This window comes from Aquabacterium sp., assembly GCF_044226965.1.
Classification (GTDB): domain Bacteria; phylum Pseudomonadota; class Gammaproteobacteria; order Burkholderiales; family Burkholderiaceae_C; genus Pseudaquabacterium.
The window spans coordinates 20,067-42,056 of record NZ_JBGAGA010000034.1 but is presented as its reverse complement, the minus strand read 5'-3'; the positions used below and the strand labels follow the sequence as shown (position 1 = coordinate 42,056).

At 72.2% G+C, this 21,990-nt stretch carries 13 protein-coding genes; 5 read left to right on the top strand and 8 right to left on the bottom strand.

From position 1 onward, the window contains the following. The first annotated feature begins 111 nt into the window (after positions 1–111). The 3 genes from ACILR4_RS16230 to ACILR4_RS16220 all read left to right on the top strand — a co-directional run bounded on the left by ACILR4_RS16230 (position 112) and on the right by ACILR4_RS16220 (position 1,552). Positions 112–312 (top strand): hypothetical protein, encoded by a 201-nt coding sequence (locus tag ACILR4_RS16230; RefSeq protein ID WP_395701895.1) that lies wholly within the window; start codon positions 112–114, stop codon positions 310–312. Between the two features lie 45 nt (positions 313–357). Further along, the gene (locus ACILR4_RS16225) at positions 358–1,068 is read left to right on the top strand and encodes a helix-turn-helix transcriptional regulator (RefSeq protein WP_395701894.1); all 711 of its coding nucleotides are present in this window, start codon (positions 358–360) and stop codon (positions 1,066–1,068) included. A 106-nt stretch (positions 1,069–1,174) separates the two neighbouring features. Beyond that, entirely contained in the window at positions 1,175–1,552 is a 378-nt protein-coding gene (locus ACILR4_RS16220; protein ID WP_395701893.1) for a VOC family protein, read from the top strand. 22 nt (positions 1,553–1,574) lie between these two features. Here the strand turns inward: ACILR4_RS16220 and ACILR4_RS16215 are convergent, their stop codons facing one another. Beyond that, entirely contained in the window at positions 1,575–4,997 is a 3,423-nt protein-coding gene (locus tag ACILR4_RS16215; RefSeq protein WP_395701892.1) for a two-component regulator propeller domain-containing protein, read from the bottom strand. Between the two features lie 144 nt (positions 4,998–5,141). On the opposite strand from ACILR4_RS16215, the gene ACILR4_RS16210 reads away from it, so the two are divergent. Next, entirely contained in the window at positions 5,142–6,056 is a 915-nt protein-coding gene (locus tag ACILR4_RS16210; protein WP_395701891.1) for a glutaminase, read from the top strand. Between the two features lie 29 nt (positions 6,057–6,085). On the opposite strand, the gene ACILR4_RS16205 is transcribed toward ACILR4_RS16210, so the two are convergent. Next, positions 6,086–6,607: a BON domain-containing protein gene (locus ACILR4_RS16205; protein WP_395701890.1), complete on the bottom strand. Its 522-nt coding sequence runs from the start codon at positions 6,605–6,607 to the stop codon at positions 6,086–6,088. A gap of 117 nt (positions 6,608–6,724) precedes the next feature. Here ACILR4_RS16205 and ACILR4_RS16200 point away from each other — a divergent pair, with 117 nt between their 5' ends. Beyond that, positions 6,725–8,158: an ATP-binding protein gene (locus tag ACILR4_RS16200; RefSeq protein WP_395701889.1), complete on the top strand. Its 1,434-nt coding sequence runs from the start codon at positions 6,725–6,727 to the stop codon at positions 8,156–8,158. On the opposite strand, the gene ACILR4_RS16195 is transcribed toward ACILR4_RS16200, so the two are convergent. From ACILR4_RS16195 to ACILR4_RS16170, 6 genes are all read right to left on the bottom strand, one after another. Then, positions 8,106–8,783, bottom strand: a complete 678-nt coding sequence (locus ACILR4_RS16195; protein ID WP_395701888.1) for a response regulator transcription factor — start codon at positions 8,781–8,783, stop codon at positions 8,106–8,108. The genes ACILR4_RS16200 and ACILR4_RS16195 overlap by 53 nt on opposite strands. Beyond that, a complete protein-coding gene (locus ACILR4_RS16190; protein ID WP_395701887.1) occupies positions 8,780–10,075 on the bottom strand; it encodes an NAD(P)-binding domain-containing protein in 1,296 nt (431 codons plus the stop codon). The genes ACILR4_RS16195 and ACILR4_RS16190 overlap by 4 nt, the downstream gene beginning before the upstream one ends. Before the next feature lie 138 nt (positions 10,076–10,213). Further along, on the bottom strand, positions 10,214–11,119 hold the full coding sequence (locus ACILR4_RS16185) for a tetratricopeptide repeat protein (RefSeq protein WP_395701886.1): 906 nt from the start codon (positions 11,117–11,119) through the stop codon (positions 10,214–10,216). Beyond that, complete coding sequence (locus ACILR4_RS16180; RefSeq protein WP_395701885.1) at positions 11,109–13,418, bottom strand: tol-pal system YbgF family protein; 2,310 nt, start codon at positions 13,416–13,418, stop codon at positions 11,109–11,111. The genes ACILR4_RS16185 and ACILR4_RS16180 overlap by 11 nt, the downstream gene beginning before the upstream one ends. Positions 13,419–13,422: 4 nt before the next feature. Continuing rightward, on the bottom strand, positions 13,423–19,923 hold the full coding sequence (locus tag ACILR4_RS16175) for a hypothetical protein (RefSeq protein WP_395701884.1): 6,501 nt from the start codon (positions 19,921–19,923) through the stop codon (positions 13,423–13,425). Further along, on the bottom strand, positions 19,920–21,974 hold the full coding sequence (locus tag ACILR4_RS16170; RefSeq protein ID WP_395701883.1) for a cytochrome C: 2,055 nt from the start codon (positions 21,972–21,974) through the stop codon (positions 19,920–19,922). The genes ACILR4_RS16175 and ACILR4_RS16170 overlap by 4 nt, the downstream gene beginning before the upstream one ends. Between the last annotated feature and the right edge of the window lie 16 nt (positions 21,975–21,990).

Sequence of the window (21,990 nt, the reverse complement as noted above, 5' to 3'; positions counted from 1 at the left end):
GGCGGGGTGGCTTCAAGTCCAGGGGATCGCGGGCTGGCATGCGGATCGCTATAGTGGTTTGCAACCGGTGGCGCTGCCGCCGCCGGGGGAGGACATCGGATGCGAACCGCGATGACCGGATTCCTGGTGCTCGGCGTGGCCGTGGTGGCCGTCGGCAGCACGGTCTTCCGTGTGGCGACGGCGCCCGAGCGGGTGCGCGACCGGGTCGAGACCGCCAAGCGCGTCTGTGGCGAGCGGGGCGGTGAATGGGTCAAGGTCGACCGCCGCGAGCAGTGCCGGCTGCCCGGCCTGAGCAGCCCGGCGCTGCCCTGAGCGGTAAGGGGCGCCCGACCCGCCGCGCCTGCTAAGGTGGCGCGCATGTCCTCGCGCGCCGAACGCCTGCTGTCGCTGCTGCAGATCCTGCGCCGCCATCGCCGGCCCGTCAGTGGCCAGGCCTTGTCGGCCGAGCTCGGCATCAGCCTGCGCACCCTGTACCGCGACATCGCCAGCCTGCAGGCCCAGGGCGCCGCGATCGATGGCGCGCCGGGCTTCGGCTACGTGCTGCAGCCGGGCTTCCTGCTGCCGCCGCTGATGTTCACGCAGGAAGAGATCGAGGCGCTCGTGCTCGGCTCGCGCTGGGTCGGCGAGCGGGCCGATGCGCGCCTGGCCGGCGCCGCGCGCCAGGCGCTGGCCAAGATCACCGCGGTGCTGCCGGCCGAGCTGCGCCAGGCCGCCGATGCCTCGACGCTGATGGTCGGCCCGGCGGTGAACCCGCCGCCACCCGGGCCGCCTTCGGCCGGCGATGCCGAGCTGGCCACGCTGCGGCTGGCGATCCGCGACGAGCACAAGCTGGCCATCCGCTACCGCGACGCCGGCGGCCAGGCCAGCGAGCGCCGGGTGTGGCCGATTGCGCTGGGCTTCTTCGAGCGCGTGCGGGTGCTGGTGGCATGGTGCGAATGGCGGCAGGCGCTGCGCCACTTTCGTACCGACCGCATCGTCGCGGTGCAGGCACTGGCCGAGCGCTACCCGCGCCGGCGCCAGCAGCTGCTGCGCGAATGGCGCGAGGCCGAGGGCATCGCCGCCCCCTGAGTGCGGCGCCGCTGCTGTCGGCCGCTGCCGTCGGCTGCTGCCAGAAATTGACATGCCCGGCAGCGAGCATGAAGGCCTTCACCCCCACCCGATGGAGCCTTCCAGCATGACCCAGGACCCCAACTTCACGCTGCTGTACGTGGCCGACCCCGCGGCCAGCGCCGCGTTCTACCAGCGCCTGCTCGGCAAGCCGCCGGTCGAGGCTTCGCCGACCTTCGCGATGTTCGCGCTGGGGTCGGGCACGATGCTCGGGCTCTGGCGGCGCGACACGGTGCAGCCCGCCGCCACCGGCGCGCCCGGCGCCGGCGAACTGGCCTTCGCGCTGCAGGGCGGCCGCGCCGCGGTGGATGCCGCGCAGGCCGCGTGGCAGGCCCAGGGCATTGCGCTGCTGCAGCCGGCCACCGCGATGGACTTCGGCTACACCTTCACCGCGCAGGACCCCGACGGCCACCGGCTGCGGGTGTTCGCACCCGAGGGCGCCTGAGCCCGGGTGCCCCCGGGGCCGCTCAGTTGCCGCGCAGCGCGCTCGCCGCAGTGGTCGGATCGTCCGGGCTCAGCACCTGCAGTTCGCCCTGCGCCACGCAGGCCTGCGGATCGCCGAGCGCGCGTTGCAGCAGGCCTTCGGCATGTGCGCGCGGGCCGGCGGCCAGGCCCATCCAGCGGTTGCGGCCGGCGCGCTTGGCGGCATACAGCGCCAGGTCGGCCAGGCTCAGCGCCTCTTCCCAGCCCAGCGTGTCCTCCCAGCCCGGCGCGCCCGGGTCGGCCGCGGTGAAGGGCAGGCAGGCGAAGCCGATCGACACCGTCATCGCCAGCGGCGCGCCATCGCCGGCCAGCGCCACCGGTGCATCGTGCACGCTGCCGCGCAGGCGCTCGGCCATGGCCGCGGCGCCTTCGGGCGGCACGCCGTGGGCCACCAGCAGGAATTCCTCGCCGCCCCAGCGCACCAGGTCGTCGCCCGGGCGCAGCTGCTGCTGCAGGCGCTGCGCCACCGCCACCAGCGCGGCGTCGCCGGCGGCGTGGCCGCGGCTGTCGTTGATCTGCTTGAAGTGGTCGATGTCGATCAGCAGCAGCGCGAAGCCGCGCCCGCCGGGTCGCGGCGTCTGCAGCCGGCTGATGAGGTAGCGGCGGTTGTGCAGGCCGGTCAGCGGATCGGTCAGGCTGGCCTGCTCGAGCGCGATGGACTTGCGCTCCAGTGCCAGCGACTTGTCGGCCAGCCGCTGCGTCACCTCGTGAAGCTGCGCAGTGCGCTCGTTCACGCGCCGCTCCAGCATGGCCTGCTGCAGCCGCAGCCGGCGCGTGCGCAGCTGCAGCGTCAGCAGGCCCAGCAGCAGCAGGCCGAACCCCGCCGCGCCGCGCGCCCACCAGGTCTGGTACCAGGCCGGCAGCACGCGCAGCGGCAGCTGCAGCGGCGTCGGACCCCAGGCGCCCTGGCGGTTGGTGGCGCGCACCAGCAGCGTGTAGTCGCCCGGCGGCAGGTTGGCGTAGGCCACCAGGCGGTGCTGCGCGTCGGTCTCGGTCCAGTCGCGGTCGATGCCCTGCAGCATCGTCGCGTAGCGCAGCCGCGCGGGGTCGGAGTAGTCCAGCGCGGCGAATTCCACGCTCAGGCTGTTGGCCTCGGGCGCCACCGCCAGCGCCGGCGCGCCCGTGGGCAGCGGGTGGTAAGGCTGCGCCCGGCGCGCCTGGCCGCCGACCTGCAGCTCGGTGATCACCAGCGGCGGCAGGAAGTCCCAGGCCGCCACCGCCTCGGGCCGCACGATGCTCATGCCGCCGGCGCCGCCGAACAGCAGCTCGCCTTCGGCCGTGCGCGCGGCCGAGCCGGTCCAGTAGATCGGGAACACGATGCCGTCGGAGGCCCGCAACGTGCGCACTTTGAGGGTTAGCGTGTCGATCAGCGCCAGCCCGCTGTCGGTGCTGGCCCAGACGCGGCCCTGCGCGTCTTCGAGCAGGGTGTTGACGTTGTCGTCGGGCAGGCCTTCGGCCGCGCTCAGCCGGCGCGCGCGCAGCCGGGCCTCGAAGGGCTTGTCGACGATCGCCAGGCCCGCGCCGAAGGTGCCCACCCAGAGCCGGCCCTGGCCGTCGCTGTGCACCGCGGTGATGAAGCCACCGGCCAGGCCCTGCGGATCGTCGCGCTCGGGCAGCCAGCGGGCCTGCACGCCACGTGCGGGGTCGACGCGGTTCAAGCCATTGCGGGTGCCGACCCACAGGCCGCCGTCGGCCGCCGGCGCCAGCAGCGTGACCCGCTCGTCGCTCAGGCCCCACGCGGCGTCGCCCGCGCGCGAGCGCTGCTGCGCCCGGCCGCTGCGCAGGTCCAGCGTCCACAGCCCGTCGGTGCCGCCGCCGATCCACAAGGTCTCGCCCTGGCGCCACAGCGCCCAGGTGCTGGCCGCCGGGTCGCGGTCGGCCAGCGCCACGCGCTCGACCTCGCGCCCGTCCGCGCTGGACCGGTAGAGCCCGCGCTTGGTGGCGATGTATTTCTCGCGCCGCGGGCCTTCGACGATGCCCAGCACGATGTCCTGCGGCAGCGCGGCTTCGGGCCGCCGGGCATCGGGTCGCAACGACTGGCTCGGCCCGCCGGCGGGGTCGACGATCACCACGCCCTGCTTGTGCGTGCCCAGCCACACGCGGCCGTCCTCGGTGGGCAGGATCCAGCTCACCTCGGCCGCGGTGCGCGCGGGTGCCTCCTCGTCGCCGGCCGCGTCGGCGCGGGTCGCCGCACGCCCGGCGAGGTCCAGGCCGAACATCGTCAGCACCGCGGTCTGGGTCGGGTCGTGGCGGCTGATGCCGCGGTCGGTGGCCAGCCACAGCAGGCCCGAGCGGTCGCGGAACAGGCTGCGCACGGTGTTGTCGGCCAGGCTGCCGGGCGAGGCCGGCGCATGGCGGATGCGCCGCGCATCCCAGCCGGTGCCCAGTGGCGCCGTGGGCGCGGTGTGGGCGCCGAGCACGATCTCGACCACGCCCTGGCCCAGCGTGGCCAGCCAGACCACGCCGGGCCGCACTTCGCTGATGCTGGTGACATGCTCGCCCTGCAAGGGCGTGCCGGGCCACGGCGTCAGCGCCAGCGGCTGCGCCGCCGCGGCGCCGGCCTGCCACAGGTAGGCGCCATGCTGCTGGGTGCCGATCCAGACCCGGCCCTGCGCGTCCTGCAGCAGCGCCTGCACCGGCGGCGGCGCGGCGCCGCCGCCATCGCCGGCGAGCGGCAGGCGCTCGAAGGCCGGGCCGATGGCCGCGGCCGCGCGCTGGCGGTACAGCCCGACGTCGGTGCCCACCCACAGGCGCTGCTCGGCATCGCGCAGCAGCGCCAGCACGCGCGCCCGCGGCAGGCCGGCCAGCGCATCGCCGGCCGCGGCCTGCTGCTGCACCTGGCCGGTCTGCGGATCGAGCCGGTCCAGCCCGCCATCGCTGCCCACCCAGAGCCGGCCGGCGCCGTCGTCGAGCAGCGCATGCACGTTGACGTGGCTCAGCGCCTGCGGCCCGGCGCCGATGGTCTCGAAGCGATCAGCCAGCTCGTCGTGCCGCGCCAGCCCGCCGCCGCTGGTGCCGACCCAGAGCCGCCCGCCGGCGTCGCGCAGCATCACCTGGATCCAGCCATCGGGCAGCATGCCGGCGGCCGGCGGTCCGGGGCGGTAGACGCGCGCGCCATAGCCGTCCCAGCGTGCCAGGCCGCTGACGGTGCCGATCCACAGGAAGCCCTGCGCGTCCTGCGCGACGCTGTAGACCACGTCGTTGGGCAGGCCCTGCGCACGGCCGATGGTCTGGAACACCGGCTCGGTCAGGCGCGACCAGCGCGCCGGCTGCGGCGGGCCGGCGGCCGGCAGCGCCGCGGCCAGTGTGGCCACGGCCAGCAGCGCCGCGCCCAGCAGCAGGCGCCAGCGCCGCGCACCGGTGCGCAGACCGGCCACAGCGCGCACGATGTCAAAGGCTTCAGGCATCGCGACGGAACGAGGAGGCAGCAGGAATGCCCAGCCTGGCGAGGAAGCAACGAGGCTAGCACAGCGCCCCGCGCGATCCGCGTGCTGCCGGTCACGCCGGCCGCGGGCTTGGCACACTGCGGCCCCCGTACCGAAAGATCCGCGATGGACTACCAGGCCCTGCTCGAACAGATCCAGCACCAGCTGCAGCCGGTGATCGGCCAGGGCCGCGTGGCCAGCTACATCCCCGAGCTGGCCAAGGTCTCGCCGCATCACTTCGGCATGGCGGTGGTCGAGCTCGACGGCACGGTGCATGCCGTCGGCGACGCGCGCGTGCCGTTCTCGATCCAGAGCATCAGCAAGCTGTTCACCTTGCTGATGGCCTTCCAGTGCGAGGGCGACGCGCTGTGGCAGCGCGTCGGCCGCGAGCCCTCGGGCAACCCGTTCAACTCGCTGGTGCAGCTGGAGCACGAGTCGGGCATCCCGCGCAACCCGTTCATCAATGCCGGCGCGCTGGTGCTGGCGGACATCCTGTGCACGCGCTTCGCGGTGCCCGAGAACGCGGTGGTGGAATTCATGCGCCGGCTGGCCGGCGAGAAGGACATCCAGTACGACCGCCGCGTCGCCCGCTCCGAGCGCGACACCGCGCACCGCAATGCCGCGATGGCCTACTTCATGCGCAGCTTCGGCAACCTGCGCAACCCGGTGCCGCAGGTGCTGGACGCGTACTGCCGGCACTGCGCGATCGAGATGAACTGCGTCGACCTGGCGCGCGCGGTGCTGGTGCTGGCCAACCGCGGCGTGGTACCGCACAGCGGCGAGCGGCTGCTCAGCGCCAGCGCCGCCAAGCGCGTCAGCGCGCTGATGCTGACCTGCGGCACCTACGACGCGGCCGGCGACTTCGCGTTCCGCGTCGGCCTGCCGGCCAAGAGCGGCGTGGGTGGCGGCATCCTGGCGCTGGTGCCGGGCGAGTGCGGGGTGTGCGTGTGGTCACCGGGGCTGGAGCCTTCGGGCAATTCGCTGGCCGGCTCGCTGGCGCTGGAGACCTTCACGACGCTGACCGGGCGCTCGATCTTCTAACGCCGGAAAAGCGCGTCAGGCGCAGCGGCTCACTTCGGCGCGGTCCGGTAGGCCGGCAGCTGCGCGGTGCCGACCATCAGCTGGTTGATCACGCCCTCGACATCGTCGATGCGCCGCACCATCGCCTCGACCTCGGCAGACTGCTCGGCCGTGGCCACGCAGCCCTGCAGCCAGACCCAGCGCCGCTGGCCGGTGGCCCAGATGCTGGTGTTGCCGTAGCGGCCGTCGACGCGGATCGCCTTCTGCACCCGCGGGATGATCTCGGCGTCGTACAGGTAGGCGTTGTGCAGCCGGCAGCGCCCGGCCAGCCAGCAGCTGACGCCGCGCTGGGCCCGGTCGTGCGCCAGTTCCTTGGCCTCCTCGGGCGTGACGCCGGGTGCGTCGGGCACCGGGCAGGCCGGCAGCGCCGCGGTGACCTGCACGAAGGGGTCGTTGAAGACATTGCTGCGGCTCTGCGCCTGCGCCAGGCCGGCACCGGCCAGCAGCAGCGCCATCGCGCCCGTCAGGCGCAGCACGCCCTTTGCGCCCGTCACCCCCCTCGATCGCACCATGCCAGACTCCCCGTTTCGTCAGCCCGCGCCACCGCGCGGTTCCGCAGCCTAGCGCAGCCGCAAAAGCCACGGGCCGCGCTTAAGAATCCCCTCATCCGAGGCCTGCAGCATCGCCCCATGCCCCTGTCCGGTTCCACCACTGCCCGCAGCGCCGCCGCCGGCTGGTCGCTGCGCGGGCGCATGCTGGGCATTGCGCTGGGCGTGGCGCTGCTGGCCTGGCTGGTCGGCGGACTGGCCTTCTTCCTGGTCGATGCGCGGGTCGACGGCGAGCGCCGCGACGCGCGGCTGATCCACCTGGCGCGCACGCTGGCGGCCTTTGCCGAGCATGAGCTGGCCGAGGTCGGTGCGCAGGCCGACGGCCCCACCCCCACGGAGGGCCACGTCGAGCGCGTGGCCGCTCTGGATGTGCGTTATCTCTACCAGATCTGGCGCCGCGACGGCGCGCTGCTGCTGCGCAGCCACGAGGCGCCGGCCACGGTCGCGCTGGTGCCCACGCGCCAGCCGGGCCTGGCCGATGCCCGGCTGGGCGGCCAGCCGCTGCGCACCTACCTGATGCAGGCCGGCAACGGCACGCTGGAGGTGCAGGTGGCCGAACGCCAGGAGCCCAGCAGCGCGCTGGCCAGCGCGATGGGCACCGGGCTGCTGGCGGCGATGCTGCTGTCGCTGCTGGCGGTGGCGCTGCTGGCCGGCTGGCTGGTGGTGCGCACGCTGCGCCCGGTGGATGCGCTGGCGCAGCGGCTCGCGCAGCGCCAGCCGCAGGATGCCGCGCCGCTGCAGGTGGCCGACGTGCCGGCCGAGATGCAGCCGCTGCTGGCGGCGCTGAACAGCCTGCTGGCGCGCATCGGCGAGCACCTGTCGCGGGAGCGCGGCTTCACCGCGCTGGCCGCGCACGAGCTGCGCACGCCGCTGGCGGCGCTGCGCCTGCAGGCCCAGGTGGCGCAGCGCGAGCCCGACGAGGCGCGCCGCCGCCAGCAGCTGGGGGCGCTGACCGGCATTGCCGACCGCTGCGACCACCTGCTGTCGCAGCTGCTGACGCTGGCCCGGCTGGAGCAGGACGACCAGCCGCCGGCACCCGAGTCGCTGGACCTGGAGGCGCTGCTGGACGAGGTGCTGGACGACCTGGCGCCGCTGGCACAGCGCCGGCAGGCGCGCATCGAGCTCGCGCTGCAGGCGCCGGCGTTGACCGGCCGGCCCTATGCGCTGCAGATGCTGCTGCGCAACCTGGTCGAGAACGCGCTGCTGCACACGCCACCGGCCGGGTGTGTGCGCATCGGCAGCCGGCACGAGGCCGGCGCCACCGTGCTGGAGATCGACGACAGCGGCCCCGGCATTCCCGCGGCCGAGCGGGCCCGCGTGTTCGACCGCTTCGTGCGGCTGGCGCCGGCGGCAGGCAGCCCGGGCGCGGGGCTGGGCCTGTCGATCGTGCACACGGTGGCCGAGGCCCATGGCGCCAGCGTCGCGCTGCTGGATGCGCCCGGCGGCGGGCTGCGCGTGCGGATCAGTTTTCCGGATGCGCCGGCCCCAGCCGGTAGCCCAGCCCACGCACCGTGACGATCACGTCCGAGACCAGCTTGCGCCGCAGGTAGTGCACGTAGACCTCGATGGTATTGCTGTCCACCGCGGTGGGCTCGCCGTACAGCGCCGCCTCCAGCTGCGCGCGCGTGAACACATGCTGCGGATGGCGCATGAACTGCTCGAGCAGCCAGCGCTCGCGCTCGCGCAGCGCCACGCGCCGGCCGCGCCAGGACACCACGCCCTGCGCCGGGTCCAGCCGCAACGCGCCGTGCTGCAGCGCGCTGCGCTGCGTGGCCTGCGGGTAGGCGCGCCGCGTCACCGCGCGCAGCCGGGCCGCCAGCTCGGGCAGGTCGATCGGCTTGACCAGGTAGTCGTCGGCGCCCAGGTCCAGCATGTCGATGCGGTCGCTGCGCTGGCCGCGCGCCGAGATCACGATCAGCGGCGTCGCGTCGCGGCGCTGGCGCATCTCGCGCAGCAGCTGCTGGCCGTCGGCATCGGGCAGGCTCAGGTCCAGCAGTACCGCGTCGAAGCGCTCGGACATCAACGTGGTCTCGAAGCTGCGCGCGCGCTGCAGCCACAGCACCTCGTGGCCGTCCTGCATCAGCCCCTCGCGCAGCGCGGCGCCGAAGTCCTCGTCGTCCTCGAGCAGCAGGATCTTCATGCGGTGCCGAACTTGGTCTCGAAGCGGATGCCCACCTTCTGCAGCAGCGGCACCGGCAGCTGGCCGCCGGCGCAGACGATCACCGCATCGTGCGGCCACGCGGTGGTGGCCGCGCCCGGGCCGCGCAAGGTGACCGCCTGCGCGGCGATGGCCTCGACCTCGGTGCCCAGCAGCAGCTGCACGCGGCCGGCCTCGGCCGCGGCCTGCAGCGCCTGGCGGTTCTTCGGCTTGACGCGGTTGAAGGCCTCGCCGCGGTAACTCAGGCCCACCGTGGTGCCGGGCTCGGCCGCCAGCGCCAGCGCGGCTTCGAGCGCACTGTCGCCACCGCCCACCACCAGCACGCGCTGGCCGCGGTACTGCGCGGGATCGATCAGCCGGTACACCACCTGCGGGCTGTCCTCGCCCGGGACGCCCAGCTTGCGCGGCGTGCCGCGGCGGCCCATCGCCAGCAGCACGCTGCGGGTGCGGTAGTGGCTGCGGCTGGTGTGCACGGTGAATCCTTCGCCCTCGGGCACGATGTCCTGCAAGGTCTCGCGGAAGGCGATGCGCAGGCCGGTGCGGCGCACCACGCCATCCCAGAAGTCCAGCAGCGCCTCCTTCTGCACCTCGCCGAACTTGACCTGGCCGATCAGGGCCAGCTTCACCGGCGCCGTCATCGCGATCTTCTGGCGAGGATAGTGGAACACCGCGCCGCCGAGCGAGTCCTCCTGCTCGATCAGCACGTAACGCAGCCCGTGTTCGATGCAGCTCAAGCCGGCCGACAGGCCCGCGGGGCCGCAGCCGACGATGACCACGTCATGCTCGAAGCCGGCCCCGCCGCCGCGCCGGCGGATCGCATCGATGGCCTGCCGGCCCTGCTCGGCGGCCTTGCGGATCAGCCCCATGCCGCCCAGCTCGCCGGCGATGAACAGGCCCGGCACGTTGCTCTCGAACTGCGGCGTCAGCGCCGGGATGTCGATGCCGCGGCGCTCGGTGCCGAAGACGAGCTGGATCGCCTCGAACGGGCAGGCCGCCTGGCAGGCGCCGTGGCCGATGCAGGCCGAGGCGTTGGTCAGCGTGGCCTTGCCGTCGACGATGCCCAGGGCGCCCTCCGGGCAGGCCTGCACGCAGGAGCTGGAGCCGATGCACAGCACCGGGTCGATCACCGGATGCAGCGACGGCGGCTCGACCAGGCCGGCCTCGACGGCCTGCTGCAGCTCGGCCGCATGGGCCTGCTGGCGCCGCCGTCGCCAGCGCCCGTAGCCGGCCAGCACCAGCGCCAGCGCGGCCGCGTACAGCAGCAGCCAGCTCATGTCAGTTGCTCCACCGCGCTTCGCGCGCCCCACGGCGCAGGATCCGGTCTGACCAAGCGCACGCCGTGGAGCCGGCTCCGCCGGGCCACTGGCGTGGCCCCCTGGAGGGGGAGGCGCCGAAGGCGCTACGGGGGTGGGTCATTTTCCGCTGGACAGCGCGCGCGCTTCCTCGATGCCGCCCTCGATCTGCTTGACGAACACGCTGTCCGGCGGTGCCACCTGGCGCAGGTGTTCCCAGTGGCGCAGCGCGGCGGCGTAGTCGCGCCGGTCGAAAGCCTCGGTGCCGGCCAGCGACAGCGCCTTCTGGTTGTCCGGCGCCAGCGCCAGCGCCTGCTTCACCAGCGCGATCGGCTCGCCGTCCAGGCGCCGCTGCTGGGTCATCGCCAGCGCATCGGCAAAGTCGGCCAGCAGCACCGCATCAGGCTTCTGCAGCGCAACGGCCTGGCGGAAGGCCGGCACCGCATCGGCATGGCGGCCCATCACCGCATAGGTGCGCGCCAGCATCGCCCAGCCGGCGCCATCCTTCGGCTCGCGCGCCAGGCGCTCGGACAGGCTCTTGGCCACGCCGGCCATCTGGTCCGGCGCCATCGCATGCGGCGCGACCGGCGCGGGCGCGGCCGGCGCCTGGCCCATCGGCTGCGCCTGGCCCATGGCCGGCGACAGGCCCGGCAGGCGCGGCATGGCCATCGGTGCCGCGGCCATCGGTGCAGCGCCCGTCGGCGCGGCGGGCCCGGCCCGCACGCGCCAGGCCGCGTAGCCGGCCGCCAGCCCGGCCAGCAGCAGCAGTGCACCGGCCAGCGGCCAGCGCCAGCGGGCGGGTCTCGCCGGCGTCGGCGACGGGCTCGCCACGGCTGGCGCCGACGCCGGTGCCGGCGCCTGCAGCACCTGCGCCAGCAGCAGGCGCTCCAGCCGCGCGCGACCACTGGCGTGGTCGGACGCGCTGATGGCGCCGCCGTCGCGCAGCGCGTCGAGCTGCAGGATCTGCTGACGGCACTGCGCCAGCGTCAGCGCCGGGGTCGGCAGGGCCACGGCTTCAGAACTCATAACGGACTCCTAACGAGTAATTGACGCGTCGAACCGACTCCTCGGTGGTCGAGCCGGCGGTCGAGACGCGCGTGGCGCGGCCGATCTCGTAGGTCAGGTTCGATTCGATGGCCCAGCGCTGCCAGCCGCGCCAGCTGATGCGCAGGCCCGGCGTCCAGCGCCGGCTGTGGCTGCCGCCGCTGAGGCGGTCGCGGTAGAACTGCAGCGAAGGCTCGACCTGCCACACGCCGTACAGCAGCGAGGCGTTGTTGTAGCCCAGCAGCAGCCCGTGCAGCGAGGGGCTGGAGATGACGCTGGTGGACAGCACGTGCGTGTCCCGCGCCGAGTACAGGTTCAGCCCGATCAGCTGCGCGCTGGTGGTGATGACGTTGCCGGTGGCCGGGCGTCCGTTCTCGAAGCCGGCCACCTCCGGCACCGGCGGGATCGCGCCGGTGTTGGTGAGCTGGATGCTCGCCGCGCCCTGCCAGTTCTTCGTGAACGGGCGCGTCACGCCGAGCTGGGCCTGCGTGATCATCGGCGTGATGCGCTTGACCTGCCGGCGCAGCGCCTCGACCGTGGTGCTGGCCAGCCGGTCCTGGATGCGCGAGAACAGCACGCCCGGATTGGCCGGGTCCTCGAAGGTCAGCGCGTTGCCCAGTGCCAGCGTGCTGAGCGTGCGGCGGTCGTACAGCGCGTTGTAGACGGTGTTGCCTTCGGTGATGAAGGTGGCCTGCACGGTGGCCACGTTCAGCCCGCGCATCAGCAGGTCGTAGTCGAACTGCGAAAACACGGTGCTGCCGCCCTGGAACCAGCGCAGGTCCAGGCCGACGGCGCGGCGGTCGATCTCGCTGTCGATGCGCTGCTCGATCGCATACGCGCCGACGCCGAAGCCGCCGGGCAGCCGCTCCGCGTCGAGCGACACGCCGTAGAAGCGGCGGTTCGAATCGAAGTACTTGTCGGTGGGCAGGCCGGCCACCGCACCGAGCTTGACGCGCGGCGTGATCGACCAGCTGCCCTTGAGGCCGTCGAAGCGCCCCATCACGCCGCCGCCGGTGGGCGATTGCCGGCCCAGGCGCACGTTCCAGCCGCCGGTCAGCGACTTGTGGTCGAAGTACAGCGCCGACAGCCGGTTGCGGCTCTTCTCCGGGCGCAGCTCATCGCGCGTGTAGGCCTCGCGGAACACGAAGCGCTGCTCCACCTCGGTGTTGCGGCGGCGCCAGTTCAGGTCGACGTCGCTGTACAGCTGGCGCGTGCGGTCGGCGCTGAGCTGCGGGTCGCCCGCCACCTGCGGCAGGCCGGCGATCGGCGAATCGAGGAAGTCGCGGCTGCGCACCTGGCCATTGCCGCCGTAGTGCGTGACCGACGCGGAGCCGCTGGTGGTGATCTCGGGCTCGGCCGGCAGTGGCGCGGCGACGGGCGCGGCCGGCGCGCTGGACGGCTTCGGCAGCCCGGCCAGCAGCGCGCGCACGCGCTCGCTGCCCTCGCCCTGCGGGAACAGCTGCAGGTAGGTCTCGAACTCGGCGCGGGCCCGCGCGGTGTCGCCGGCCTGCAGGTGGGCGCGACCGGCCAGCTCCTGGCCTTCACGCGTGGCGCTGTTCGGCGGCAGCTCCAGCAGCACATTCAGCTGGTCGATGGCCTCGCCGATGCGCCCGGCCTCGAAGGCCGTGCGGGCCTGCGCCAGCAGCGCGGTGGCACGGGCCTCCACCTCCGGCGGCGCCTGGCTCGGCAGCGGCGACGCGGCGGCCGGCGCGGCCGGGGCGGTCGGGGCGGGTGCAGCGGCCGGCGCCGCGGGGCCTGTGGCGGCAGGTGCCGAGGCCGCAGCCACCGCGGGCGCAGGCCGGCGCGCCGCCGGCCCAGGCGGCGGCAACGGCAGGCCGCTGCCTTTGCCGACCAGCACGATCTCCAGGCTGCGGTTGCCCTTGCCGGCGCGGGCCCGGGCCACCAGCGGCTCGCGGCTGCGCAACAGCACGCGGCGCGTCTGCTCGCCGCGCTCGGCACGCTCGGGCTCGTCGCTGACCTCGAGCTCGGGCACGCCGCGCGCGGCACGCAGCCGCAGCACCTGCATCGGCGTCGCCACCGCGCCGTTGGTGGTCGTCAGCAGCGTGTAGATCAGCTGCGTCACATCGCCCGAGCGCGTGCTGATCGCGCGCTGGAACTGCACTTCGGTGGTGAAGCGCAGCTGCAGCACCGCGTCGTTGCCCTCGCGCCGCAGCTCGAGCTCGTCGATCAACTGCGCGGCCGCGGGCGCGGACGCTGCCGCCAGCCCCAGCACGGCCACCCATGGCGCCAGCGGCGCCCCCTCCCACGACTTTGACTTCAAGTTCTCAATCCCACTTGGTGTACGGGCTGCCCTTGTTGCCCAGCGGCCGGTGGCAGCCGGACTGCGAGCAATCGGTGACCCCGCTGGACTTCTGGTGCGTCAGCGACTTGTGCTCCATGCTGCCGAGGTAGCTGGTGCCGCTCTGGTGGCAGGCCTTGCACCAGCCCGCGCCATTGCCCTGGCTGGCGTTGTGATTCATCTTCTGCGAGCCCCAGCTGCTGGTGCTGGTGTGGCAGGCATTGCAGTCCATCGCCGCGCCGTTGAGCAGCTGGACTTCCGGGATGTGGTTGGACGGCTTGGCCAGTGCGCCCTGCGTGCCGGCCGAGAGATAACTCCCGTTGTGGCAGGACTTGCAGGCACCGGCGGTGACCACGCTGTGGTTCATCGTCACCGAGGCATTCCAGGCCGACTGCGACTTGTGGCAGCTGTCGCACCTGGCCGCGCCGGCCGGAATCGGGATGTGCGAAGCCGGCTTGCCGGTGGCATTGCTGCCGTTGTGGCAGGTGTCGCAGGTGCCGGTGCCCACCGCATTGGCCGCCGAGTGCGTGTAGTTCACCTGCGACCAGCTGCTGGTGGACTTGTGGCAGCTCTCGCAATTGCCGGTGACGCTGGCATGAGTGGCGTTGCCCGGCTTGCCCACCGCATTCAGGTAGCTGCCGGTGTGGCAGGTGGCGCAGGTGGTGCTGACGCTGAAGTTCGCGTGGAACTTGCCATTCGCCCAGCTCGTGTAGCTGCCCTTGTGGCACGCATCGCAGTTGGCCGCCGTCGACACCGGCACGCTCTGGTACGGGATGTGGTTGGCCGGCTTGCCGTCGGCCGGCGGATAGCCCCCGCTGTGGCAGCTGGCGCATTGCGCCGTCACCACCAGCTGCGTGTGGTTCCACTTCGTCGGCGTCCAGCCGGTGGTGCTGTGGCACGAGTAGCAGTTCGTTGAACCGACCGGGATGTGCGTGGCCGGCTTGCCGGTGGCGGTGCTGCCGTTGTGGCAGCTGGCGCAGTTGGTCGTGTCGTTGAAGGTGCTGTGGTCGACCTTCGCGCTCCAGCTCGTCGTGGACTTGTGGCAGCTCTCGCAATTGCCGGTCACCGTGGCGTGGATCGCGGTGTTGGGCTTGCCCACCGCATTCAGGTACGTGCCGGTGTGGCAGGTCGCACAGCTGGTGCTGACGCTGTAGTTGCTGTGGAACTTGCCGTTGGCCCAGCTGGTGTAGCTGCCCTTGTGGCAGCTGTCGCAATTGGCCGCGGTTGACACCGGCACGCTCTGGTACGGGATGTGGTTGGTCGGCTTGCCGTCGGCCGGCGGGTAGCCGCCCGTGTGGCAGCTGGCGCATTGCGCCGTCACCACCAGCTGCGTGTGGTTCCACTTCGTCGGCGTCCAGCCGGTGGTCCCATGGCACGAGTAGCAGTTCGTTGAACCGACGGGGATGTGCGTGGCCGGCTTGCCGGTGGCGGTGCTGCCGTTGTGGCAGCTGGCGCAGTTGGTCGTGTCGTTGAACCCACTGTGGTCGACCTTGGCCGTCCAGCTCGTGGTCGACTTGTGGCAGCTCTCGCAGTTGCCGGTCACCGTGGCGTGGATCGCGGTGTTGGGCTTGCCGACGGCGTTCAGGTACGTGCCCGTGTGGCACGCCACGCAATTGCTCGAGATCGAGAAATTGCTGTGCAGCTTGCCGTTGGCCCAGCTCGTGTAGCTGCCCTTGTGGCAGCTGTCGCAGTTGGCCGCGGACGTGACCGCCACACTCTGATAAGGGATGTGGTTGCCTGGTTTGCCGTCCGCCGGCGGATAGCCGCCCGAGTGGCAGCTGGCGCATTGCGCCGTCACCGCCAGCTGCGTGTGATTCCACTTCGTCGGCGTCCAGCCGGTGGTGTTATGGCAGCTGTAGCAGTTGGTCGCGCCCACCGGGATGTGCGTCGCCGGCTTGCCGGTCGCGGTGCTGCCGTTGTGGCAGTTCGCGCAGTTGGTCGTGTCGTTGAAGGTGCTGTGGTCGACCTTCGCGCTCCAGCTCGTCGTGGACTTGTGGCAGCTCTCGCAATTGCCGGTCACCGTGGCGTGGATGGCGGTGTTGGGCTTGCCCACCGCGTTCAGGTACGTGCCGGTGTGGCAGGTCGCGCAGGTCGTGGAGACCGAGAAATTGCTGTGGAACTTGCCGTTGGCCCAGCTGGTGTAGCTGCCCTTGTGACACGCGTCGCAGTTGGCCGCGGTCGACACCGGTACGCTCTGATACGGGATGTGGTTGGCGGGCTTGCCGTCCGCCGGCGGATAGCCACCCGTGTGGCAGCTGGCGCATTGCGCCGTCACCGCCAGCTGCGTGTGGTTCCACTTCGTCGGCGTCCAGCCGGTGGTGCCGTGGCAGGTGTAGCAATTGGTCGAGCCCACCGGGATGTGCGTCGCCGGCTTGCCGGTCGCGGTGCTGCCGTTGTGGCAGCTCGCGCAGTTGGTCGTGTCGTTGAATCCGCTGTGGTCGACCTTGGCCGTCCAGCTCGTGGTCGACTTGTGGCAGCTCTCGCAGTTGCCGGTCACCGACGCATGGATTGCGGTGTTGGGCTTGCCCACGGCATTGAGGTAGGCGCCGGTGTGGCACGCCACGCAATTGCTCGAGATCGAGAAGTTGTTGTGCAGCTTGCCGTTGACCCAGCTGGTGTAGCTGCCCTTGTGGCAGCTGTCGCAGTTGGCTGCGGAGGTCACCGCCACGCTCTGGTACGGGATGTGGTTGGCCGGCTTGCCGTCGGCCGGCGGGTAGCCGCCCGTGTGGCAGCTGGCGCATTGCGACGTGACGGGCAGCTGCGTGTGGTTCCACTTCGTCGGCGTCCAGCCCGTGGTGTTGTGGCACGTGAAGCAGTTGGTCGAACCCGAAGGGATGTGCGTGGCCGATTTGCCGGTGGCGGTGCTGCCGTTGTGGCAGTTCGCGCAGTTGGTCGTGTCGTTGAACGTGCTGTGGTCGACCTTGGCGCCGGACCAGGTGCTGGTGGACTTGTGGCAGCTCTCGCAGTTGCCCGTCACCGTCGCGTGGATGGCCGTGTTGGGTTTGCCGACAGCGTTCAGGTACGTGCCGGTGTGGCACGCCACGCAATTGCTCGAGATCGAGAAGTTGCTGTGCAGCTTGCCATTGGCCCAGCTGCTGTAGCTGCCCTTGTGGCAGCTGTCGCAGTTGGCCACGGAGGTGACCGCCACGCCCTGGTACGGGATGTGGTTGGCCGGCTTGCCGTCGGCCGGCGGGTAGCCGCCGCTGTGGCAACTGGCGCATTGCGACGTGACGGGCAGCTGCGTGTGGTTCCACTTCGTCGGCGTCCAGCCCGTGGTGTTGTGGCACGTGAAGCAGTTGGTCGAGCCCACCGGGATGTGGGACGCCGGCTTGCCGGTGGCCCCGCTGCCGTTGTGGCAGCTGGCGCAGTTGGTGCTGTCGTTGAACCCGCCGTGGTCGACCTTGGCGCCGGACCAGGTGCTGGTGGACTTGTGGCAGCTCTCGCAATTGCCGGTGACCGTCGCATGGATCGTGGTCGCGGGCTTGCCAACGGCATTGAGGTAGGCGCCGGTGTGGCAGCTCGCGCAGCCGGCGCTGACGGTGAAATTGCCGTGGAACTTGCCGGTGGCCCAGCTGCTGAAGCTGCCCTTGTGGCAGGCATCGCAATTGGCTGCGCTCGACACCGCCACGCCCTGGTACGGAATGTGGTTGGCCGGCTTGCCGTCGGCCGGCGGATAGCCACCCGTGTGGCAACTGGCGCATTGCGCCGTCACCGCCAGCTGCGTGTGGTTCCACTTCGTCGGCGTCCAGCCCGTGGTGTTGTGGCACGTGAAGCAATTGGTCGAGCCCACCGGGATGTGCGTGGCCGATTTGCCAGTGGCCGCGCTGCCGTTGTGGCAGCTGGCGCAATTGGTCGTGTCGTTGAACCCGCCGTGGTCGACCTTGGCGCCGGACCAGGTGCTGGTGGACTTGTGGCAGCTCTCGCAATTGCCGGTGACCGTCGCATGGATCGTGGTCGCGGGCTTGCCCACCGCGCTGAGGTAGCTGCCGCTGTGGCAGGCCACGCAGCCGCTGGTGATGGTGAAGTTGCTGTGCAGCTTGCCCGTGCCCCAGCTGCTGTAGCTGCCCTTGTGGCAGCTGTCGCAGTTGGCCGATGCGGTGACCGCGACGTTCTGGTACGGGATGTGGTTGACCGGCTTGCCGTCGGCCGGCGGGTAGCCGCCGCTGTGGCAACTGGCGCATTGCGACGTGACGGGCAGCTGCGTGTGGTTCCACTTCGTCGGCGTCCAGCCCGCGGTGCTGTGGCAGCTGATGCAGTTGGTGGCCCCGACCGGGGTGTGCGTGGCCGATTTGCCGGTGGCCGCGCTGCCGTTGTGGCAGCTGGCGCAGTTGGTGCTGTCGTTGAACGTGCTGTGGTCGACCTTGGCGCTCCAGTTCGTCGTCGACTTGTGGCAGCTCTCGCAGTTGCCGGTCACGGTGGCGTGGATGGTGGTGCCGGGCTTGCCCGCCGCGTTGAGGAACGCGCCGGTGTGGCACGACGCGCAAGCACCCGTGATCGCGAAGTTGGCGTGCAGCTTGCCGTTGGCCCAGCTGCTGTAGCTGCCCTTGTGGCAGCTGTCGCAATTGGCCGAGGACGTGAGCGCCACGCCCTGGTACGGGATGTGATTGGCGGGCTTGCCGTCTGCGGGCGGGTAGCTGCCCGTGTGGCAGCTGGCGCACTGCGCCGCCACCGCCAGCTGCGTGTGGTTCCACTTCGTCGGTGTCCAGCCGCTGGTGCTGTGGCAGCCGATGCAGCCGGCGGAGCCCACCGGCACGTGGCCCGCCGGCTTGCCGGTGGCCGCGCTGCCATTGTGGCAGCTGGCGCAGTTGGTGCTGTCGTTGAAGTTCGCGTGGTTGACCTTGGTGCCGGCCCAGCTGCTGGTGGACTTGTGGCAGCTCTCGCAGCTGCCGCTCACATTGGCGTGCAGCGCGTTCGCCGGCTTGGCGGTGGCGCCGAGGGTGTTGCCGTTGTGGCAGCTGTCGCACTGCGCACCGAACGTGAAGTTCGCATGCAGCCGGCCGTCGGCCCAGCTGCTGAAGCTGCCCTTGTGGCAGGCATCGCAACTGGACGAGGCGGTGAGCGCGAAGCTGCCCTCGGCAAGGTGGTTGCCGGGCTTGCCATCGGCCGGCGGGAAGCCGCCCGAATGGCAGCTGGCGCACTGCCCGTTCACCGCCACCTGCGCATGGGTCCATTTCGTGGGGGTCCAGCCGGCCGTGGCGTGGCAGGCCGCGCAGTTGGTCGTGCCCACCGGCACGTGGGTGGCGGACTTGCCCGTGGCCGCGCTGCCGTTGTGGCAGCTGCTGCAGGCGGTGCTGTCGTTGAAGGCGCCGTGGTCGACCTTGGCGCCGGCCCAGGCGCTGGTGGACTTGTGGCAGCTCTCGCAATTGCCGCCGACGCTGGCATGCACCGCGTTGTTCGGCTTGCCCACGGCCTGCGCGAAGGCCCCGGTGTGGCAGCTGGCGCAGCCACTGGTGAGCGCCACGTTGCGGTGCACCTTGGCCGGGGCCCAGGCGGCGAAGCCGGCCTTGTGGCAGGTGTCGCAGCTGGCGCCGTTGAGCGCCGCGAGGCCGGCATAAGGCACGTGGTTGGCCGATCGGCCATCGGCCGGCGGGTAGGCGCCCGAATGGCAGCCGGCGCACTGGTTGGCCACGGGCAGCTGGGTGTGGTTCCAGGTGGTCGGCTTCCAGCCGCTGCTGGCATGGCAGCTGCTGCAATTGGCGTTGCCCACCGGCACGTGCGTGGCCGATTTGCCGGTGGCGGTGCTGCCGTTGTGGCAGCTGGTGCAGGCGGTGGCGCTGGTGAAGCTGGCGTGGTCGACCCGCGCCGCGGCCCAGCTGCCGGTGCCGTGGCAGCTTTCGCAGGTGGTGGCGGTGGCATGCACCGGCGTCGCGGGCTTGCCGGCGGCGCCCATCACCTGCCCGTTGTGGCAGCTGGCGCAGCCGCTGCTGACGCTCACATTGGCGTGCAGGCGACCGTTGGCCCAGCTGCTGAAGCCGCCCTTGTGGCAGCTGTCGCAGGCCGCCGAGGCGGTGGCCGCCAGCGCCTGTTGCGGCAGGTGGTTGGCCGGCTTGCCGCCGGCGCGCGCGCCGTTGTGGCAGCTGGCGCAGCTGCCGGCGGCCACGTTGCCGTGGTTGAAGCGTGCCGGCGTGAAGGCGCGCGTGTCGTGGCAGGTGTCGCAGCTCTGCTGGGTCGGCAGGTGGTTGGCCGACATCACGACGTTGCCGCGTGCGAAGCGCTGGCCGCTCTGGTGGCAGCTGACGCAATCGCGCGGGGTGCCCTGCAGCACGCCGTTCTGGTGGCAGGCTTCGCAGCGCTGCTGCGCATGGCGGCCGGTCAGCGCGAAGCCGGTGCGCAGGTGGTCGAAGCCCTGCGCGCCGGCGGCCGGTGCGGTCCCTTGCGCCGCCGCCAGGCCGGGCAGCTGCAGGCTCAGCAGCAGGCCCAGCAGCAGCAGCGCCAGCGCACGCCACAGCGCGGGCGCCAGGGGCCGGCCGCAGGCCCGCGCCGTCATGCCAGCCTCCCGGCGCGCAGGTCGCGCGGCCAGGTGTGCACCGCGCCGCTGCGCTGGCGCACCTGGCGCCAGTTCGCCGTGTCGTGGCAGCGGTCGCACTGCACGCCGAAGGCGCCTTCGTGCTTGTCGTCGCGCTGGTGGCAGGCGATGCAGCCGCCCCCGACATCGGCGATGGCGCGACCGGCCGGCGCCGGCGCCGTGTGGCAGGCTTCGCAGGCGACGCGGGCATGCGCGCCGTCGAGCTTGTAGCGGCCACGGCGTTCATGGTCGAAGCGCCACAGCCGCCAGCTGCGCGCGTTGTGGCAGCTCTCGCAGGCGCTGCCGAACTTGCGCAGGTGCCTGTCGTCCTTGCGGTGGCAGCCGTCGCATTCGCGCGCGGCGTCGCGGTAGCGCAGGCTCAGGTGGCAGCTGCTGCAGGCCAGCGCCAGGTGGCGGCCCAGCAGCGGGAAGCGCGCCTGCGCATGGTCGAAGCGGGTGTCGCGCCAGCGCGTGTCGGCATGGCAGGCCTCGCAGCGCTCGCCGGACTGGCCGGCATGGCGGTCGTCCTTGCGGTGACAGGCGATGCAGTCGCGCGCCAGGTCGCGGTAGTGGCGCGCATCGGCATGGCAGGCGCTGCAGGCCACGGCCGGCGCCGCGTGCGCGTTGCGCAGCGCGAATCGGGTGCGCTGGTGGTCGAAGGCCGGCGCCGGCTTCCAGGCGCGGGCGTCATGGCAATCGCCGCAGCCGCTGCCCAGCGTGTTGGCGTGCTTGTCGTCGGGGCGGTGGCAGGCCACGCAGTCGCTCGCCGCCTCGCGGTAGTTGCTGCTGCGGTGGCAGTCGGCGCAACGCGTGTCGCGGTGGCGGCCCTGCAGCGCGAAGCGCGTCTTCTGGTGGTCGAAGCGCGACACGTCCTTCCAGTCGCGCTCGCCATGGCAGGACTCGCAGGCCTGCCCCAGGCTGGGGCGGTGGCGGTCGTCCTTGCGGTGGCAGGCCACGCACTCGGTCGCCGTGCCCTGGTAGCGCTGGTTGGCGTGGCAGGCGTCGCAGCGCACGTCACGGTGCTTGCCCAGCAGCGCGAAGCGGGTGCGCGCATGGTCGAAGCGGGTGCCGGTGTCCTTCCAGTCGCGCTCGCTGTGGCAGGCCTGGCATTCGCGGCCCAGGCTGCCTTCGTGGCGGTCGTCCTTGCGGTGGCAGTCGACGCAGGCGGTGCCGGTCTTGTCCTTGAACAGCACGCCGGTGTGGCAGGCGGTGCAGGTGGCGGCGCGGTGCTTGCCGCGCAGGGCGAAGCGGGTGTCGGCATCGTGGTTGAAGCTGGCCGGCTTCCAGGCCTTGCTGCCGTGGCAGCTGTCGCAACGCTCGCCGAAGCGGCCGTGGTGGCCGCGCGCGCCGTCGTCGTCCTTGCGGTGGCAGCCTATGCAGGTGCGCGGCGCCTCCGTATAGACGTTATTGCGGTGGCAGTCAGTGCAGCGTGCCTCGGCGTGGCGGCCGGTCAGCGCGAAGCGGGTGCGGCCGTGGTCGAAGCGGGCCTGGCGCCAGTCGGTCTCGCCATGGCAGTCGGCGCACTGCGCGCCGAGGCCGCCCTTGTGGACGTCGTCGGCGCGGTGGCAGCTGGCGCAGTCGCCCGGCGCCTGCGAATACTTGCGGCCGGCGGGGTGGCATTTCTGGCAGGCGGCGCCCTCGTGCTTGCCGCGCAGCACGAAATCGGTCTGGCGATGGTCGAAGCGCTGCGTGTCGAGCTGGACAATGCGCGCGTCGCGGCCCTTGTGGTCGGTGTGGCAGGCACGGCAGGGCTGTGCCGGCAGGCGTCCGTGGTGACCGCGGCGCTGGCGCACGTCAGCCCCCACGTCCTTGTGGCAGGCCATGCAGCGCTCGTTCTGCGCCGCGCGGTCGAAGCGCACATGGCATTGCTCGCAGGCCTCGTCCCATTGCGCATGGCCGCGGATCAGCTCGCCCGGGCGCAGCACCGATTCGAGGTTCTGCGCCAGCGCCGGCAGCATCAACAGCAGCAGGCCCAGGCCGGCGATGACCTGGCGCCATGCGCGGCCGGCCGCCTGCCAGCGAGGCCTTGGCATCAGCACGCATGGCCGG

What these genes read in the sequence shown, in the direction of transcription:
- ACILR4_RS16230 (WP_395701895.1), top strand. Translation starts at nt 112, where the DNA reads ATGACCGGATTCCTGGTGCTCGGCGTGGCCGTGGTGGCCGTCGGCAGC.
- ACILR4_RS16225 (WP_395701894.1), top strand. Translation starts at nt 358, where the DNA reads ATGTCCTCGCGCGCCGAACGCCTGCTGTCGCTGCTGCAGATCCTGCGC.
- ACILR4_RS16220 (WP_395701893.1), top strand. Translation starts at nt 1,175, where the DNA reads ATGACCCAGGACCCCAACTTCACGCTGCTGTACGTGGCCGACCCCGCG.
- ACILR4_RS16215 (WP_395701892.1), bottom strand. Translation starts at nt 4,997, where the DNA reads ATGCCTGAAGCCTTTGACATCGTGCGCGCTGTGGCCGGTCTGCGCACC.
- ACILR4_RS16210 (WP_395701891.1), top strand. Translation starts at nt 5,142, where the DNA reads ATGGACTACCAGGCCCTGCTCGAACAGATCCAGCACCAGCTGCAGCCG.
- ACILR4_RS16205 (WP_395701890.1), bottom strand. Translation starts at nt 6,607, where the DNA reads ATGGTGCGATCGAGGGGGGTGACGGGCGCAAAGGGCGTGCTGCGCCTG.
- ACILR4_RS16200 (WP_395701889.1), top strand. Translation starts at nt 6,725, where the DNA reads ATGCCCCTGTCCGGTTCCACCACTGCCCGCAGCGCCGCCGCCGGCTGG.
- ACILR4_RS16195 (WP_395701888.1), bottom strand. Translation starts at nt 8,783, where the DNA reads ATGAAGATCCTGCTGCTCGAGGACGACGAGGACTTCGGCGCCGCGCTG.
- ACILR4_RS16190 (WP_395701887.1), bottom strand. Translation starts at nt 10,075, where the DNA reads ATGAGCTGGCTGCTGCTGTACGCGGCCGCGCTGGCGCTGGTGCTGGCC.
- ACILR4_RS16185 (WP_395701886.1), bottom strand. Translation starts at nt 11,119, where the DNA reads ATGAGTTCTGAAGCCGTGGCCCTGCCGACCCCGGCGCTGACGCTGGCG.
- ACILR4_RS16175 (WP_395701884.1), bottom strand. Translation starts at nt 19,923, where the DNA reads ATGACGGCGCGGGCCTGCGGCCGGCCCCTGGCGCCCGCGCTGTGGCGT.
- ACILR4_RS16170 (WP_395701883.1), bottom strand. Translation starts at nt 21,974, where the DNA reads ATGCCAAGGCCTCGCTGGCAGGCGGCCGGCCGCGCATGGCGCCAGGTC.